The organism is Burkholderia sp. Ax-1724, from assembly GCF_011752995.1.
Lineage (GTDB): Bacteria > Pseudomonadota > Gammaproteobacteria > Burkholderiales > Burkholderiaceae > Paraburkholderia.
The window spans coordinates 1-15,057 of record NZ_VWWL01000017.1; the positions used below are offsets into that span (position 1 = coordinate 1).

At 64.3% G+C, this 15,057-nt stretch carries 14 protein-coding genes; all 14 read left to right on the forward strand.

What is annotated here, in order from left to right:
- A partial coding sequence (locus tag F3J19_RS20085; RefSeq protein ID WP_167044936.1) for a DUF4115 domain-containing protein occupies nucleotides 1-264 on the forward strand: 264 nt, incomplete at its 5' end.
- An 85-nt stretch (nucleotides 265-349) separates the two neighbouring features.
- Complete coding sequence (gene ispG / locus F3J19_RS20090) at nucleotides 350-1,666, forward strand: flavodoxin-dependent (E)-4-hydroxy-3-methylbut-2-enyl-diphosphate synthase (RefSeq protein WP_167044939.1); 1,317 nt, start codon at nucleotides 350-352, stop codon at nucleotides 1,664-1,666.
- Nucleotides 1,667-1,687: 21 nt separating this feature from the next.
- Nucleotides 1,688-3,025: a histidine--tRNA ligase gene (hisS, locus tag F3J19_RS20095; protein WP_167044942.1), complete on the forward strand. Its 1,338-nt coding sequence runs from the start codon at nucleotides 1,688-1,690 to the stop codon at nucleotides 3,023-3,025.
- A gap of 66 nt (nucleotides 3,026-3,091) precedes the next feature.
- Nucleotides 3,092-3,721 carry a tetratricopeptide repeat protein gene (locus F3J19_RS20100; protein WP_167044945.1) on the forward strand — a complete coding sequence of 210 codons (630 nt, stop codon included), beginning with the start codon at nucleotides 3,092-3,094 and terminating at the stop codon, nucleotides 3,719-3,721.
- A gap of 78 nt (nucleotides 3,722-3,799) precedes the next feature.
- Nucleotides 3,800-4,945: an outer membrane protein assembly factor BamB gene (gene bamB / locus F3J19_RS20105; RefSeq protein WP_167044948.1), complete on the forward strand. Its 1,146-nt coding sequence runs from the start codon at nucleotides 3,800-3,802 to the stop codon at nucleotides 4,943-4,945.
- Between the two features lie 513 nt (nucleotides 4,946-5,458).
- Nucleotides 5,459-6,796, forward strand: a complete 1,338-nt coding sequence (der, locus tag F3J19_RS20110) for a ribosome biogenesis GTPase Der (RefSeq protein ID WP_167044951.1) — start codon at nucleotides 5,459-5,461, stop codon at nucleotides 6,794-6,796.
- 207 nt (nucleotides 6,797-7,003) lie between these two features.
- Nucleotides 7,004-7,240, forward strand: coding sequence for an RNA chaperone Hfq (gene hfq / locus F3J19_RS20115; RefSeq protein ID WP_006051315.1), 237 nt, complete (start codon nucleotides 7,004-7,006; stop codon nucleotides 7,238-7,240).
- A 58-nt stretch (nucleotides 7,241-7,298) separates the two neighbouring features.
- Complete coding sequence (gene hflX / locus F3J19_RS20120) at nucleotides 7,299-8,486, forward strand: GTPase HflX (RefSeq protein WP_167044954.1); 1,188 nt, start codon at nucleotides 7,299-7,301, stop codon at nucleotides 8,484-8,486.
- A gap of 49 nt (nucleotides 8,487-8,535) precedes the next feature.
- Complete coding sequence (gene hflK / locus F3J19_RS20125; protein ID WP_167044957.1) at nucleotides 8,536-9,957, forward strand: FtsH protease activity modulator HflK; 1,422 nt, start codon at nucleotides 8,536-8,538, stop codon at nucleotides 9,955-9,957.
- Between the two features lie 12 nt (nucleotides 9,958-9,969).
- Nucleotides 9,970-10,872: a protease modulator HflC gene (locus F3J19_RS20130; protein WP_167044960.1), complete on the forward strand. Its 903-nt coding sequence runs from the start codon at nucleotides 9,970-9,972 to the stop codon at nucleotides 10,870-10,872.
- A 43-nt stretch (nucleotides 10,873-10,915) separates the two neighbouring features.
- Nucleotides 10,916-11,107, forward strand: a complete 192-nt coding sequence (locus F3J19_RS20135; protein WP_167044963.1) for a DUF2065 domain-containing protein — start codon at nucleotides 10,916-10,918, stop codon at nucleotides 11,105-11,107.
- A gap of 274 nt (nucleotides 11,108-11,381) precedes the next feature.
- The gene (locus F3J19_RS20140) at nucleotides 11,382-12,533 is read left to right on the forward strand and encodes an ATP phosphoribosyltransferase regulatory subunit (RefSeq protein WP_167044965.1); all 1,152 of its coding nucleotides are present in this window, start codon (nucleotides 11,382-11,384) and stop codon (nucleotides 12,531-12,533) included.
- Nucleotides 12,534-12,784: 251 nt separating this feature from the next.
- Nucleotides 12,785-14,131 (forward strand): adenylosuccinate synthase, encoded by a 1,347-nt coding sequence (locus F3J19_RS20145; protein ID WP_167044968.1) that lies wholly within the window; start codon nucleotides 12,785-12,787, stop codon nucleotides 14,129-14,131.
- An 18-nt stretch (nucleotides 14,132-14,149) separates the two neighbouring features.
- Nucleotides 14,150-14,722, forward strand: coding sequence for a phosphoribosyltransferase (locus F3J19_RS20150; protein ID WP_167045359.1), 573 nt, complete (start codon nucleotides 14,150-14,152; stop codon nucleotides 14,720-14,722).
- Nucleotides 14,723-15,057 lie beyond the last annotated feature (335 nt).

Genomic DNA, 15,057 nt, shown 5'->3' on the forward strand with positions numbered 1-15,057 from the left:
TTGGCGCCCGCGCCGGGCGAAGCGGTCGTCGCGCTGCGCGTAACCCAGGATAGCTGGTTCAGCGTGCGCGACAAGGACGGCAAGGAACTGTTCTCCGGTCTCGTGCATGCGGGGGACCCGAAGCAGGTGACGGGTGTTGCGCCGTTCAAGGTGACGCTCGGCAACAAGGCTGGTCTCGAATCGCTGACGCTCGACGGTCAGCCTGTCGATCCGGCGAAATATGCGGCAGCCAGGGGCAACGTGGCGCGTTTTGCGTTGCCTTGACAGATACGGTGTGCGCCGCGGCCAACCGGTCCGCGGCGCTTTTTCAATTCAGGCGCTGCGTTTTTGCGTAGCGTGTGCGGCGTAAATGGGTTTTTCGATGCAATCCGAAGCTCAATCCCAATCCAGTAGCAAGATCGTTTCAGACGAGCCGGTGTTCGGCGGTTCCGCGATGCGGCGCAAGTCGCACGCGGTCAACGTCCGTTGGGGCGGCCAGCTCGTCACCATCGGCGGCGACGCGCCCGTGCGCGTGCAGTCGATGACCAACACCGACACCGCCGACGCGATCGGCACCGCGATCCAGATCAAGGAGCTGGCGCAGGCCGGCTCGGAACTGGTGCGCATCACGGTGAACACACCGGAAGCGGCGGCGGCCGTGCCGGCGATCCGCGAGCAGCTCGACCGCATGGGCGTGATGGTGCCGCTCGTCGGCGACTTCCATTACAACGGCCATCTGTTGCTGCGCGACTATCCCGGCTGCGCGGAAGCGCTGTCGAAGTACCGCATCAACCCGGGCAACGTCGGGCACGGCGCGAAGCGCGACACGCAGTTCGCGCAGATGATCGAAGCGGCGGTCAAGTACGACAAGCCGGTTCGCATCGGCGTGAACTGGGGCAGTCTCGACCAGGACCTGCTCGCGAAGATGATGGACGAGAACGGCTCGCGCGCCACGCCGTGGGAAGCGCAAAGCGTGATGTACGAAGCGCTGATCCAGTCGGCGATCGGCTCGGCCGAACGCGCGGTCGAACTCGGCCTCGGGCGCGACCAGATCATCCTGTCATGCAAGGTCAGCGGCGTGCAGGACCTGATCGCGGTGTACCGCGAACTCGCGCGCCGCTGCGACTTCGCGCTGCATCTGGGCCTGACCGAAGCGGGCATGGGCTCGAAGGGCATTGTCGCGTCGACGGCGGCGCTGTCGGTTCTGCTGCAGCAGGGCATTGGCGACACGATCCGTATTTCGCTGACACCGGAACCGGGCGCGTCGCGCACCGGCGAAGTGATCGTCGGCCAGGAAATCCTGCAGACCATGGGGCTGCGTTCGTTCACGCCGATGGTGATCGCGTGCCCCGGCTGCGGCCGCACCACGAGCACGCTGTTCCAGGAACTCGCCTCGCAGATCCAGACCTATCTGCGTCAGCAGATGCCGGTGTGGCGCGACCAGTATCCCGGCGTCGAACAGATGCACGTCGCGGTGATGGGCTGCATCGTCAACGGCCCGGGCGAGTCGAAGCAGGCCAATATCGGCATCAGCCTGCCGGGCTCCGGCGAAAACCCGGCCGCACCGGTGTTCATCGACGGCGAGAAGGTGAAGACGCTGCGCGGCGAGAACATCGCGCAAGAATTCCAGCAAATCGTGAGCGACTACGTCGAGCGCCGTTATGGCCGCGCCGACGCGCTCAACTAAATAGCGGCGATCGAAATACAGATGACTGAACAGAAGAAAAAGCTCGAGAAGCTGTCCGGTGTGAAGGGCATGAACGACATCCTGCCGCAGGAAGCCGGGCTCTGGGAATTTTTCGAAACCACCGTCAAGTCGATGCTGCGTTCGTACGGATACCAGAATATCCGCACGCCGATCGTCGAGCATACGCAGCTGTTCACGCGCGGTATCGGTGAGGTGACCGACATCGTCGAAAAAGAGATGTACAGCTTTACCGACGCATTGAACGGCGAAAACCTGACCATGCGCCCGGAAAACACGGCGGCGGTCGTGCGTGCGTCGATCGAGCACAACATGCTGTACGACGGTCCGAAGCGCCTGTGGTACGTCGGCCCGATGTTCCGTCACGAGCGTCCGCAGCGCGGCCGTTATCGGCAGTTCCATCAGGTCGGCGTCGAGGCGCTCGGCTTCGCGGGTCCGGACGCGGACGCGGAAATCATCATGATGTGTCAGCGCCTGTGGGACGACCTCGGCCTCACCGGCATCAAGCTCGAAATCAACTCGCTCGGCCTTGCTGAAGAGCGCGCCGCGCATCGCGTCGAACTGATCGCGTACCTCGAAAAGCACATGGACGTGCTCGACGAAGACGCGAAACGCCGTCTCTACACGAACCCGCTGCGCGTGCTCGATACGAAGAACCCGGCGTTGCAGGAAGTCGCGCAGAACGCGCCGAAACTGATCGATTTTCTCGGCGAAGAATCGCGCGCGCACTTCGAAGGCCTGCAGCGTCTGCTGAAAGCGAACAATCTGCCGTTCACGATCAACCCGCGTCTCGTGCGCGGTCTCGATTACTACAATCTGACCGTGTTCGAGTGGGTCACCGACAAGCTCGGCGCGCAAGGCACGGTCGCGGCGGGCGGCCGCTACGATCCGCTGATCGAGCAGCTGGGCGGCAAGCCGACGGCGGCGTGCGGCTGGGCGATGGGCGTCGAGCGCATTCTCGAACTGCTGAAGGAAGAGAACCTCGTGCCCGAAGACGAGGGCTGCGACGTGTACATGGTCCATCAGGGCGACGCGGCGCGCGAGCAGGCCTTCATCATCGCTGAGCGTCTGCGCGATACCGGCCTCGACGTGATCCTGCATTGCAGCGCGGACGGCCAGTCGGCGAGCTTCAAGTCGCAGATGAAGCGCGCCGACGCGAGCGGCGCCGCGTTCGCGGTCGTGCTCGGCGAAGACGAGATCGCCAACGGCACGGTCGGCGTGAAACCGCTGCGCGATACGTCCAACGGCGGTAAGAACGAGCAACAGAACGTGCTGGCCGAAGACTTGACCGAATATCTAATCAATGCGATGGTTGCAACCGCCGAAGACGGCGACGACTGATCGCGATGTCGTCGGGCCGGCTGGCTCGACACGCACACGTAGCAAGAAAGAGGAAATCGCCGGGCGATGAGTTACCACGACGAACAAGAATCGATTGAAAGTCTGAAGGCATGGTGGAATCAGTGGGGCAACGCGACCACGTGGATCGTGCTGGCGGTATTGTTGGCGGGTGCGGGCTGGAACGGCTGGAATTTCTGGCAGCGGCGTGAGGCAGCGCAAGCCGCGGTGCTGTATGACCAGGTGCAGCAGGCCGTGGCAGCGGGCGACAAGGACAAGGTCACCCGCGTGGCCGCCGACATGGAAGACAAGTTCGGCCGCACCGCTTACGCGCAGATGACCGCGCTCGGTGCAGCCAAGGCGCTCTACGCGGCCGGCGACGAAGCTGGCGCGAAGGCGCAACTGCAATGGACCATCGATCACGCGAAGGACGACGAGTTCAAGCAGATCGCGAAGCTGCGCATGGCTTCGCTGCTGCTCGACGACAAGGCTTACGACCAGGGTCTCGCGCTGCTCGCCGAGCCGCAGTCGGATGCCTTCAAGGGTATCGTGGCGGACCGCCGCGGCGATCTGCTCGCTGCTCAAGGCAAGCACGACGATGCGCGCGCGGCCTACAAGATCGCGCTCGACTCGCTGTCGAAGAGCGACAGTTCGGCGCGCCAGTTGATCCAGTTCAAGCTCGATGCGCTCGGCGGCTGAGCGTCTTGCGCGACGCGCCGTGAGCCACGACCGCAAGACGGTTTCCTTTAATTAATCTCCTGAATGCTTCGTCCACCGATGAATCTGCTGAAACGTTACGCTGTGCCCGTTATCTGTGCGATGGCCGTTCTCTCGCTGGCGGCTTGCTCATCCACGAAAGACGTGCGCCGTGTGCCGACGCCGCTCACCGAGTTCAAGCCTGTGCTCGACGTGCAGCAGTCCTGGTCGGCGAGTGTGGGCAAGGCGGGCCGTTACCTGTTCTCGCCGGTCGCGGTCGGCAATGCCGTGTACGCCGCCGGCGCGAACGGCACCGTCGCGAAGATCGACGCGCAAACCGGCAAGGACGTGTGGCGCACCAAGCTGCACGACGACCTCTCGGCGGGCGTCGGCAGCGACGGCACGCTGACGGCGGTCGGCGGCCTGAAGGGCGACGTGTACGTGCTCGGCGCGGACGGCAAGGAACTGTGGACTGCCAAGGCGCCAGGCGAGATCATTTCGCCGCCGCTGGTCGGCAACGGCCTCGTGGTCGTGCGCACGATCGACGGTCAGATTGTCGCGTTCAACGGGCAAACGGGCGAGCAGAAATGGAACTACCGCAACCGCGCGGTGCCGCTCAACCTGCGCGTGTCGTCGGGCATGACGTTCGCGGGCGACGCGGCGGTGCTGGCCGGTTTCCCGGGCGGCTCGTTCTCGGCGATCAATCTGCAAACCGGCGACAACTACTGGCAAACGCCGGTGTCGTATCCGAAGGGCGTGACCGAAGTGGAGCGCATCAACGACGTGACCGGCCCGCCCACGCTGGTCGGCTCGCAGACCTGCGCGGTGACGTTTCAGGGCCAGATTGGCTGTTTCGACGCGAACTCGGGCCGTTCGCTGTGGAGCAAGGCATTCTCGAGCACGAGCGGCCTCGCGCAGGATGATCGCAGCGTGGTCGCCGCCGACGACTGGTCGATCGTCTCCGCGTTCGACGGGAGTAATGGCTCGGTGCTGTGGAAGAACGAGTCGCTGAAGAACCGCGATCTGAGCGTGCCGATGCTGCTCGGCCGCGCGGCCGTATTCGGCGACTACCAGGGTTACGTGCACTTTCTGTCGAACGCCGATGGCGCGCTCGTCGCGCGCATGAAGACCGACGGCAGCGCAATTAGCGCGGCGCCGGTGCTGGCCGGCGACACGCTGGTCGTGCAGACACGCGACGGCGGTCTGTTCGGTTTCCGCCCGCGCTGATCGCAGGGCATGCTGTTTGGCGCGCAGGCCGGTTTTGCCGGCCGCGCGCGTTTTAACTGAGAGTCGGGCTGGGAATCTGGCTGAAAAGCGAGGTTTGAACCGGCGCCTGAACGTGCTGGCGAGTGTCGGGCGCCTTGGGTCGATGGATCGGTCTGTTTGCCGGGTTGCTCGCGCAGACTCAAAAGAAGAAATCCGCCGGACGGGCTGGTCCGGCAAGTCGGATCGGAAGCTGTCCCGCTCGTCATGCGCGGTGGCTCGCGCGCCTCTTTTGCGGCATCGTGAAGAAGAGCGCGATCGCATGCGCAGGCGAGCCGTTGCGCAGCGAAGTCTGAATCCGGCGGCTCCCTGGTGCCGCCCGCAGCCCACCGCCGTCCGCCCGGATGCGCCTATCGAACGCACATCCGGAGCTGGCTGAATTCGTGATAATTTCGTCAAAACGCCGCCGCGCGGCGGCCTGACGTCGCTACGCGTGCGATCGGCTCCGATCCCGCGTTTCACCGTGAACAATATCTGATGAAACCCGTTATTGCCCTCGTCGGGCGCCCCAATGTGGGGAAATCCACGCTGTTCAACCGCCTCACGCGCTCGCGTGACGCACTGGTCGCCGATCTGCCAGGTCTCACGCGCGATCGTCACTATGGCGAAGGGCGCACCGGCGAGCGGCCGTATCTGGTCGTCGACACCGGCGGCTTCGAGCCGGTCGCGAAGGACGGCATCCTGCACGAGATGGCGCGGCAAACGCGCCAGGCGGTCGAGGAATCGGACGTGGTCGTGTTCATCGTCGACGGCCGCAACGGCCTCGCGCCGCAGGACAAGTCGATTGCCGACTATCTGCGCAAGGTCGGCCGGCCGATCTTCCTCGTCGTCAACAAGGCCGAGGGCATGAAGTACACCAACGTCGCCGCCGATTTCTACGAGCTCGGCCTCGGCGACCCGCGCGCGATTTCGGCGGCGCACGGCGATGGTGTTACCGACATGATCGACGAGGCGCTCGAAGTCGCCTACGCCGGTCAGCCTGAAGAGAGCGAGGAAGGCAAGGAAGCGCGCGGCGTGAAGATCGCGATCGTCGGCCGGCCGAACGTCGGCAAGTCGACGCTGATCAACGCGCTGGTCGGCGAGGAGCGCGTGATCGCGTTCGACATGCCGGGCACCACGCGCGATTCGATCTACGTCGACTTCGAGCGCAACGGCAAGCCGTACACGCTGATCGACACGGCCGGTTTGCGCCGCCGCGGCAAGGTGTTCGAAGCGATCGAAAAGTTCTCGGTCGTGAAGACGCTGCAATCGATCTCGGACGCGAACGTCGTGATCCTGCTGCTCGACGCGCGCCAGGATATCTCGGACCAGGACGCGCACATCGCCGGTTTCGTCGTCGAGCAGGGCCGTGCGCTCGTGGTCGGCGTGAACAAATGGGACGGCCTCGATCCGCATGTGCGCGAGCGCACCAAGGGCGATCTCGAGCGCAAACTAAAATTTCTCGACTTCGCCAAATTCCATTTCATTTCCGCCGCGGAAAAAACCGGAATCGGGCCGCTGATGCGCTCGGTCGACGACGCCTACACGGCCGCGATGTCGAAGCTGCCGACGCCGAAACTGACGCGCGCGCTGATCGAGGCGGTCGAATTCCAGCAGCCGCGCCGTCGCGGGCCGGTGCGTCCGAAGCTGCGTTACGCGCACCAGGGCGGCCAGAATCCGCCGATCATCGTGATTCACGGCAATGCGCTCGATGCGATTACCGATACCTATAAGCGCTACCTGGAAAACCGCTTCAGGGAAACTTTCAAGCTGATGGGCACTCCATTGCGAATAGAGTTCAGATCCTCGACGAACCCTTACGCGGACAAAGGCTAAAAGAACGCCGGGTCTCGCGGCGAGCCGGAGCCAGGCCTCGCCGCGAAGCCGGGAGCAGAGCCTGAAACCCGCGTGCGTGCTGGGTTTGGCCGAATGGCTAGGCGCCGCGCGTGGAAATGAAAATCAGCTATAGTGTAGCGGTTGGTGGCGGATCTCTTTTTCTTCGTCGCCAATTCAGTCAACCTGCAAAAAAATACGGAGTTTGCTATGAGCAACAAAGGGCAATTGTTACAAGACCCGTTTTTGAACGCACTGCGTAAAGAGCATGTGCCGGTGTCGATCTATCTGGTCAACGGCATCAAGCTTCAAGGGAACATCGAATCGTTCGACCAGTACGTCGTGTTGCTCCGGAATACGGTCACCCAGATGGTCTACAAGCACGCTATCTCGACAGTCGTGCCGGCCCGTCCGGTGAATTTCCACCCGGATTCCGAACAGTCCTAACCCTCGCCGCGGCCGGCACGATGTCGCCCGTTGGCGATTCTCTTCCGGCCGCGTCATTTTGATACCCTCCAATTTGATCAATGCAGCGCTTGTTGGCATCGACTTCGGCAAGATCGATTTCGAAGCCAGTCTCGAAGAACTCAGCCTGCTCGCGCAAAGCGCGGGCGCGAATCCCGTAGTCACCCTCACCGGACGCCGTTCCAGTCCCGACGCGAAGATGTTCGTCGGCAGCGGCAAGGCGGAAGAACTGCGCCTTGCGTGCGAAGCGAACGACATCGAACTCGTGATCTTCAACCATGCTCTGGCGCCTGCGCAGCAGCGCAATCTGGAGCGGGCGCTTAACCGGCGCGTGGTCGATCGCACGAGTCTCATCCTCGATATTTTTGCGCAGCGCGCCCGCAGCCACGAAGGCAAGCTGCAGGTCGAACTCGCGCAGTTGCAATATCTGTCGACCCGGCTGATTCGCGCGTGGACCCACCTCGAACGCCAGAAGGGCGGTATCGGTTTGCGCGGCCCCGGCGAAACGCAGCTCGAAACCGACCGCCGGCTGATCGGCGAGCGCATCAAGGCGCTCAAGATCCGTCTCGACAAGCTGCGCCGCCAGCATGGCACGCAGCGTCGCGCGCGCAATCGCAACCAGACGATGTCGGTGTCGCTCGTGGGCTATACGAACGCGGGCAAGTCCACGCTCTTCAACGCGCTGACCAAGGCGCAGGCGTACGCGGCCGACCAGCTGTTCGCGACGCTCGACACGACTTCGCGGCGCGTCTATCTCGGCGACGAAGCGGGGCAGGTCGTCGTGTCCGACACGGTCGGCTTCATTCGCGAATTGCCGCACCAGCTGGTCGCGGCGTTTCGCGCGACGCTCGAGGAAACCATTCACGCCGATCTGCTGCTGCACGTGGTCGATGCGTCGAGCGCGGTGCGGCTCGACCAGATCGACCAGGTCAACGAGGTGCTGCACGCGATCGGCGCGGACACGGTCCGGCAGGTGCTCGTGTTCAACAAGATCGACGCGGTGCCCGAGCTGGCGGCCCGTGGCGAGGCGGTCGAGCGGGACGAGTATGGTAATATTTCGCGCGTCTTTTTGAGCGCGCGCACGGGGCAGGGGCTTGATACGTTGCGCGCAGCCATCGCTGAAATCGCTACAGCCGAACCGCTTGCCGACATGCCGTTCGACCCGTCGGAAGACATCCGTACGACAGAACCGCGCGAGAACCACAAGATTCCAGAACTCGGGCACTGACCCGTTCCAATTGCACTGATCCGCTGTCTACTCTGGTGAACGAACACAGGTGAACGATTACAACGAGCGGAGTATCTGGCTGCGTATGCGCGCCTTGCTTTCACTGAACGATCCGCGTTGGGGCCGGGGCGACGGCAATGGCGACCGGCAGCGTCCGAACGATCCAAAGCGTCCGGCTCGCGACGGTGAAGGTCCGCCCGATCTCGACGAAATGTGGCGCGATTTCAACCGCCGCTTGAGCCGGATGTTCGGCCGCAAGGGCGGCGGTGTCGGCGGCGGCCGTCCGGACAACGGGCGTGGCGCACGCATCGGCGTCGGCATCGTGATCGGCGTGCTGATCGCGATCTATCTCGGCAGCGGCGTATTCGTCGTGCAGGACGGTCAGGCCGCCGTCGTCATGCAGTTCGGCAAGTATCGCTATACCGCGGGGCAGGGCGTGCACTGGCGTCTGCCGTATCCGTTCGAAGCGCACGAGTTCGTCAACGTCGGGCAGATCCGCCAGATCGAGATCGGCCGCAGCAACGTGGTGCGTCTCGCGAACGTGAAGGATGCGGCGATGCTCACGCACGACGGCGATATCGTCGACGTGCGCTTTGCGGTGCAATACCAGGTGCGCAAGCCGACCGACTTCCTCTTTCGCGGTGTCGATCCCGACCAGAGCGTGGCGTATGCCGCGCAGGCGGCGGTGCGCGGCATCGTCGGCGCACAGAGCACCGCCGATCTCCTCGCTCAGGATCGCGAAACATTGCGTCAGCAGTTGATGGCCGCGATCCAGCAATTGCTCGACCAGTACGAGTCCGGTCTCGCCGTGACGGGCGTGACGATCCAGAGCGTGCAGGTGCCCGAGCAGGTGCAGTCCGCGTTCGAAGATGCCGCTCGCGTGCGCGACGAAAACGAGCGCGCGAAGCGCGATGCCGAGGCCTATGCGGCCGATCTGCTGCCGCGCGCGCAAGCCGACGTCGTGCGTCAGATCGAGGACGCGAAAACCTATAGCCAGAATACGGTGGCGCAGGCGCAGGCCGAGGCCGAGCGCTTCGGGCAGGTCTACGCGCAATACTCGAAGGCGCCTGCCGTGGTGCGCTTCCGCCTGTACATGGAAACCATGCAGCAGATTTATTCGAATGCGACCAAGGTGTTCGTCGACGCGAAGAACGGCAACAACGTGCTGTATCTGCCGCTCGACAGACTGGTCGAACAGAACCGCGAACGCCAGGCAGCGGCAGCGGCTGCAGCCGCTTCGGCCGCCACCGCTGCGAGCGCGCCGCCGGCGGCGAGCGCGGCGGATGGGGTCGCCGCTTCGGCTGCCTCGGCTCCGGCCGATACCGGCGCCTCGGCCGATACCCCGGCGGCTTCGCCGGCTTCTCCAGCTTCCCCTGCCGCCGCGGCCACGCCCGCGAGCCGAGCCGCCGGTGTGTCGCTGCGTTCGCGCGAAGCCTTCCGCAATCGCATGCGCGAAGACGACGTTCAATAAGGAGCGCGATACATGAACAGAATCATTGCGCTCGTCGTCGCGGTCGTCATCGTGCTGCTCGCGGCTTCGTCGATGGTATTCGTCGTCGATCAACGCCATATGGCCGTGCTGTCTGCGCGCGCCGACGCGGCGCCCACCCTGCTTGGCCCGGGCCTGCACGTCAAGCTGCCGCCGCCGCTGCAAACGGTCACGCTCGTCGACAATCGCATCCAGTCGCTCGACGCGCCGGACGAAGATCATTACGTCACGTCGGATAAAACCGAACTGCTCGTCAACCCGGTCATCAAGTTTCGCGTGACCGATCCGCTCAAGCTGGTCGCCGAAACGAAGGGCGACGTGCAAAGCCTGCCGGACCGGCTCGCGCTGCTGTCGCGCGGCGCGCTCGGCGACGCGTTCGGCAAGTTCACGCTGTCCGATGCGCTTGCCAAACAGCAGGCCGTCGCCGACGAGGCGCGCGGCGCGCTCGATAAGGGCGCTGCATCGCTCGGCGTGTCGGTGGTGGACGTGCAGCTCACGCGCGTGGATTTTCCGGCGGCCATGGCCGACTCGGTCTTCAAGCGCATGATTGCCGCACGCGAACAGGCCGCGGCCGACGAACGCGCGAAGGGCACGGCGCAAGCGGACCAGATCCGCGCGGACGCGCTCGCGAAGCAGCAGGCGGTGCTCGCGGACGGTCTTGCGCAGGCGCAGGGCATTCGCGGCGAAGGCGATGCGAAGGCCGCGGAAATCGCCGCCGAGGCGTTCAACAAGGACCCGCAGTTCTACCAGTTCTATCTGAGCATGCAGGCGTACCGGAAGACCTTCAAGCCGGGCGATCTGATCGTGGTCGATTCGAACAGCGAGTTCTTCCGCTTCATGCGCAGCCCGAGTGGCGGCGCCGCTCCGGACGCTGCCGCGCCGCCCCGCAAACGCTGATTACCGAAGGCCGCGGCATCCGCATCGCGGCCACTTCATTCGCATGGACATAGCCGGCTCGTTACTGCTCGCGATCGCCTTGATGCTGATTATCGAAGGCATGTTTCCCTTCGTTTTTCCGGCCGCCTGGCGCGACACGTTCCGTAAAATAGCGGAGCGGCCACCGCATCACATTCGTGTCGGCGGACTCATCGTGATGCTGCTCGGGCTGATCCTGCTGCTTATCGCGACCTGAAGTAACGGAAGTTTTGCAGGACGTCTGCCGCGCGAGCGGCGGCGCACGAAACGCGGCGCGTCAGCCTCGCACGCCGGCCATGCCGCCGTCCCGTCGATTCTTCACGCGCTTGCGAAACGGGCGCGCTAAGGGACCTAACGAGGGACATGACGGGGGGCCGCCGAGCACCGCCCGAACGCTTGCCCCAGCCGCCAGAATCGAGCCGCTGGACGCCATTCACACTCACTTACCCGGCGCTTCAAGACGCCGTGTTCAACGCCGTAGGACTGTATCGATGTCGACCTGGTTGCTTCCCGAGAATATTGCCGACGTGCTGCCGTCGGAGGCCCGCAAGATCGAAGAATTGCGGCGTCATCTGCTCGATCGTTTTCGCTCGTACGGCTACGAGATGGTCATGCCGCCGCTGCTCGAATACCTCGAGTCGCTCCTGAGCAGCGGCGGCCACGATCTGAACCTGCGCACCTTCAAGCTCGTCGATCAGCTGTCCGGCCGCACGCTCGGCCTGCGCGCCGACATCACGCCGCAGGTCGCGCGTATCGATGCGCATCTGCTGAACCGTCAGGGCGTCACGCGCCTGTGCTATGCGGGCAATGTCGCGCATACGCGGCCGCGCGGTCTGCATGCGACGCGCGAGCAGATCCAGATCGGCGCGGAAATCTACGGTCACGCCGGTCTCGAAGCGGACCTCGAAATCCAGCAACTGATGCTCGACGCACTGCGTCTTGCCGGTCTCGACAAAGTGCGCCTCGACCTCTGCCATGCAGGCGTGCTCGCCGCGCTGATCGAAGCCGAGCCGGCCGCGCAAGCCCTGGGCCAGGCGCTCTACGACGCGCTCGCGGGCAAGGACGTGCCGCGTCTCGTCGAGATGACGGCGCAATTCTCGCCGGTGATTCGCGACGCGCTGCGCGCGCTGCCCACGTTGTACGGCGACGCGTCGGTGCTCGAGGAAGCGCGCGCGCGTCTGCCGAACTCGCCGGCCATCGCCCGCGCGCTCGACGACCTCGCGTTCCTCGCGAGCCAGGTCGAGGGCGCCGAAGTGATGATCGATCTCGCCGATCTGCGCGGCTACGCGTATCACAGCGGCGTGATGTTCTCCGCCTACGTGGACGGCGTGCCGAACGCGGTCGCGCGCGGCGGCCGTTACGACCACGTCGGCCAGGCCTATGGCCGCGCGCGCGCGGCAACCGGCTTCTCGCTCGATCTGCGCGAAGTCGCGCGCATCTCGCCGATCGAAGCGCGCAGCAGCGCGATCCTCGCGCCGTGGCGGCATGACGAGGCGCTGCGTGTCGCGGTCGCCGCGCTGCGCGATACGGGCGAAGTCGTGATCCAGGCGCTGCCTGGCCACAAGCACGATTTCGATGAATTCGCATTCGATCGCATGCTGGTCGAGCGCAACGGCGCCTGGGTTGTCGAACCGCGCGCTTGAGGCATACCTGAGCCGTACCTGGGCGGCGCCCGAGAGCCGTCGCCTGGGTGCGTGCCGAGGGCTCGTCCCCGCGTGCGCGACAGGGCGGCGAAGCCGCCGCCAGAACCCGGCAGCGGCAAGGCCGCTGCAAGCTGCCGCGCAACTTTCCCCATACTCAACATAACGTGCATGCCGTTGAGCGGAAACGGAAAAATTCCGGAAGCTTCCGCGAACCTAGGTAGAATACGTTTTTAACCAGCTTACGAAACAACATGTCTGCCAGCGCAGTGAATGTGAACCCCGGGCGCAACGTCGTCGTCGTGGGTACCCAGTGGGGTGATGAAGGCAAGGGCAAGATCGTCGACTGGCTGACGGACCACGCTCAAGGCGTCGTTCGCTTCCAGGGCGGTCACAATGCCGGTCACACGCTTATCATCGGCGGCAAGAAAACCATCTTGCGTCTGATTCCGTCGGGCATCATGCATCCCGGCGTCGCGTGCTACATCGGCAATGGCGTCGTGTTGTCGCCGGAAGCGCTGTTCAAGGAAATCGGCGAGCTCGAAGCCGCCGGCATCGACGTTCAGAAACGTCTGTTCATTTCCGAAGCCACCACGCTGATCCTGCCGTACCACATCGCGATCGACCAGGGCCGCGAAGCGCGCCGCGGCGCGGGCAAGATCGGCACGACCGGCCGCGGCATCGGCCCGGCCTACGAAGACAAGGTCGCGCGCCGTGGCCTGCGCGTGCAGGACCTGTTCGATCCGCAAGCGTTTTCCGAGCGTCTACGCGAAAACCTCGACTATCACAACTTCGTGCTCACGCAGTACCTCGGCGCCGCCGCAGTCGACTTCCAGCAAACGCTCGACACGATGCTGAGCTACGCCGACCGTCTGAAGCCGATGGTCACCGACGTGTCGCGCCGTCTCTACGACGTCAACGCCAACGGCGGCAATCTGCTGTTCGAAGGCGCGCAGGGCACGCTGCTCGATATCGACCACGGCACCTATCCGTTCGTCACGTCGAGCAACTGCGTCGCGGGTGCGGCGACTGCCGGCGCGGGCGTCGGTCCGCAAAAACTGAACTACATTCTCGGCATCACGAAGGCGTACTGCACGCGCGTCGGTTCGGGTCCGTTCCCGAGCGAACTGTACGACGCCGACAACGCCTCGCGTCAGGACCCGATCGGCCTCGAACTCGCCACCGTCGGCAAGGAATTCGGCTCGGTCACGGGCCGTCCGCGCCGCACCGGCTGGCTCGACGTCGCCGCGCTGCGCCGCTCGATCCAGATCAACGGCGTCTCGGGCCTGTGCATGACCAAGCTCGACGTGCTCGACGGCCTCGATGAAGTGAAGCTGTGCGTCGGCTACACGGTCGACGGCCAGAACGTCGATCTGCTGCCGCGCGGCGCGACCGAAGTCGCGCGCTGCGTGCCCGTCTACGAAATCTTCGCGGGCTGGAAGGAAAGCACGGTCGGCATCAAGGAATGGGACAAGCTGCCGGCCAACGCGCGCGCGTATCTCTCGCGCGTGCAGGAAGTCGCCGGTATTCCTATCGACATGGTTTCCACCGGTCCGGATCGCGAAGAAACGATTCTGTTGCGTCACCCGTTCAAGGTTTGAGTCATGCAGGGCGTACCGATGATCGCGATGAAAGATCCGCGTAACGACGAGAAGAACCTGTGGGTCGGCTGGGACGAGTATCACCGGCTGATCGAACTGCTCGCGCTGACCGTGCACGAGTCGGGCTGGAAGTTCGACAAGATCCTGTGCCTTGCGCGCGGCGGCCTGCGCGTCGGCGACCAGCTCTCGCGCATCTACGATCTGCCGCTGGCGATTCTCGCCACGAGTTCGTATCGCGAAGCGGCCGGCACGGAGCAGGGCGAACTCGACATCGCGCAATACATCACGATGACGCGCGGCGAACTGCAGGGCAATGTGCTGCTCGTCGACGACCTCGTCGATTCGGGCGTCACGCTCGCACGCGTGCAGCAGCATCTGAAGGAGCGCTATCCGGCCATCACCGCGGTGCGCTCGGCCGTGCTGTGGTACAAGGGCTGCTCGAAGGTGAAGCCCGACTATCACGTGCAGTACCTGGCCACGAACCCGTGGATTCATCAGCCGTTCGAGGAATGGGACACGGTGCGTCCGCATAACCTCGGTGCGTGGATCAAGCGCGGCATTGCGCAGGCGCAGGAGTCGTCGGGCCAGTGATGCCTATCCCGCGCCTTACACGTGTTTTACATTCGTGTATCGCGCGGTTTTCATCCAGTGCTCATTGCCGTGTTCATCGCCGTATTCAGAAAACGGAGCCCAGCCGGGCTCCGTTTTTTTTATGGGCGCGGCACGGCGTCGGCTATCCTTCAGCGTATCGCGAAGCCGGTGCGCGAGATGCCGGCCATATGATCCCCAATGCAGCAGACGCGTTCATATCGCAGTGCTACACTGCGCGGACCATCCACGTCGCGTATCCACAACAAGGCGGGCGGCGTCAGATGGGGAGTTTAGAATAGCGGTCGTTTTTTCCGCCTGGGAACGGATCCTCTCGC

Excerpts from the sequence above, each read along its gene's own strand:
- F3J19_RS20150 (WP_167045359.1), top strand. The coding sequence starts at position 14,150 with ATGATCGCGATGAAAGATCCGCGTAACGACGAGAAGAACCTGTGGGTC.
- bamB (WP_167044948.1), top strand. The coding sequence starts at position 3,800 with ATGAATCTGCTGAAACGTTACGCTGTGCCCGTTATCTGTGCGATGGCC.
- der (WP_167044951.1), top strand. The coding sequence starts at position 5,459 with ATGAAACCCGTTATTGCCCTCGTCGGGCGCCCCAATGTGGGGAAATCC.
- F3J19_RS20140 (WP_167044965.1), top strand. The coding sequence starts at position 11,382 with ATGTCGACCTGGTTGCTTCCCGAGAATATTGCCGACGTGCTGCCGTCG.
- hisS (WP_167044942.1), top strand. The coding sequence starts at position 1,688 with ATGACTGAACAGAAGAAAAAGCTCGAGAAGCTGTCCGGTGTGAAGGGC.
- ispG (WP_167044939.1), top strand. The coding sequence starts at position 350 with ATGGGTTTTTCGATGCAATCCGAAGCTCAATCCCAATCCAGTAGCAAG.
- F3J19_RS20100 (WP_167044945.1), top strand. The coding sequence starts at position 3,092 with ATGAGTTACCACGACGAACAAGAATCGATTGAAAGTCTGAAGGCATGG.
- F3J19_RS20135 (WP_167044963.1), top strand. The coding sequence starts at position 10,916 with ATGGACATAGCCGGCTCGTTACTGCTCGCGATCGCCTTGATGCTGATT.
- hfq (WP_006051315.1), top strand. The coding sequence starts at position 7,004 with ATGAGCAACAAAGGGCAATTGTTACAAGACCCGTTTTTGAACGCACTG.
- F3J19_RS20145 (WP_167044968.1), top strand. The coding sequence starts at position 12,785 with ATGTCTGCCAGCGCAGTGAATGTGAACCCCGGGCGCAACGTCGTCGTC.
- F3J19_RS20130 (WP_167044960.1), top strand. The coding sequence starts at position 9,970 with ATGAACAGAATCATTGCGCTCGTCGTCGCGGTCGTCATCGTGCTGCTC.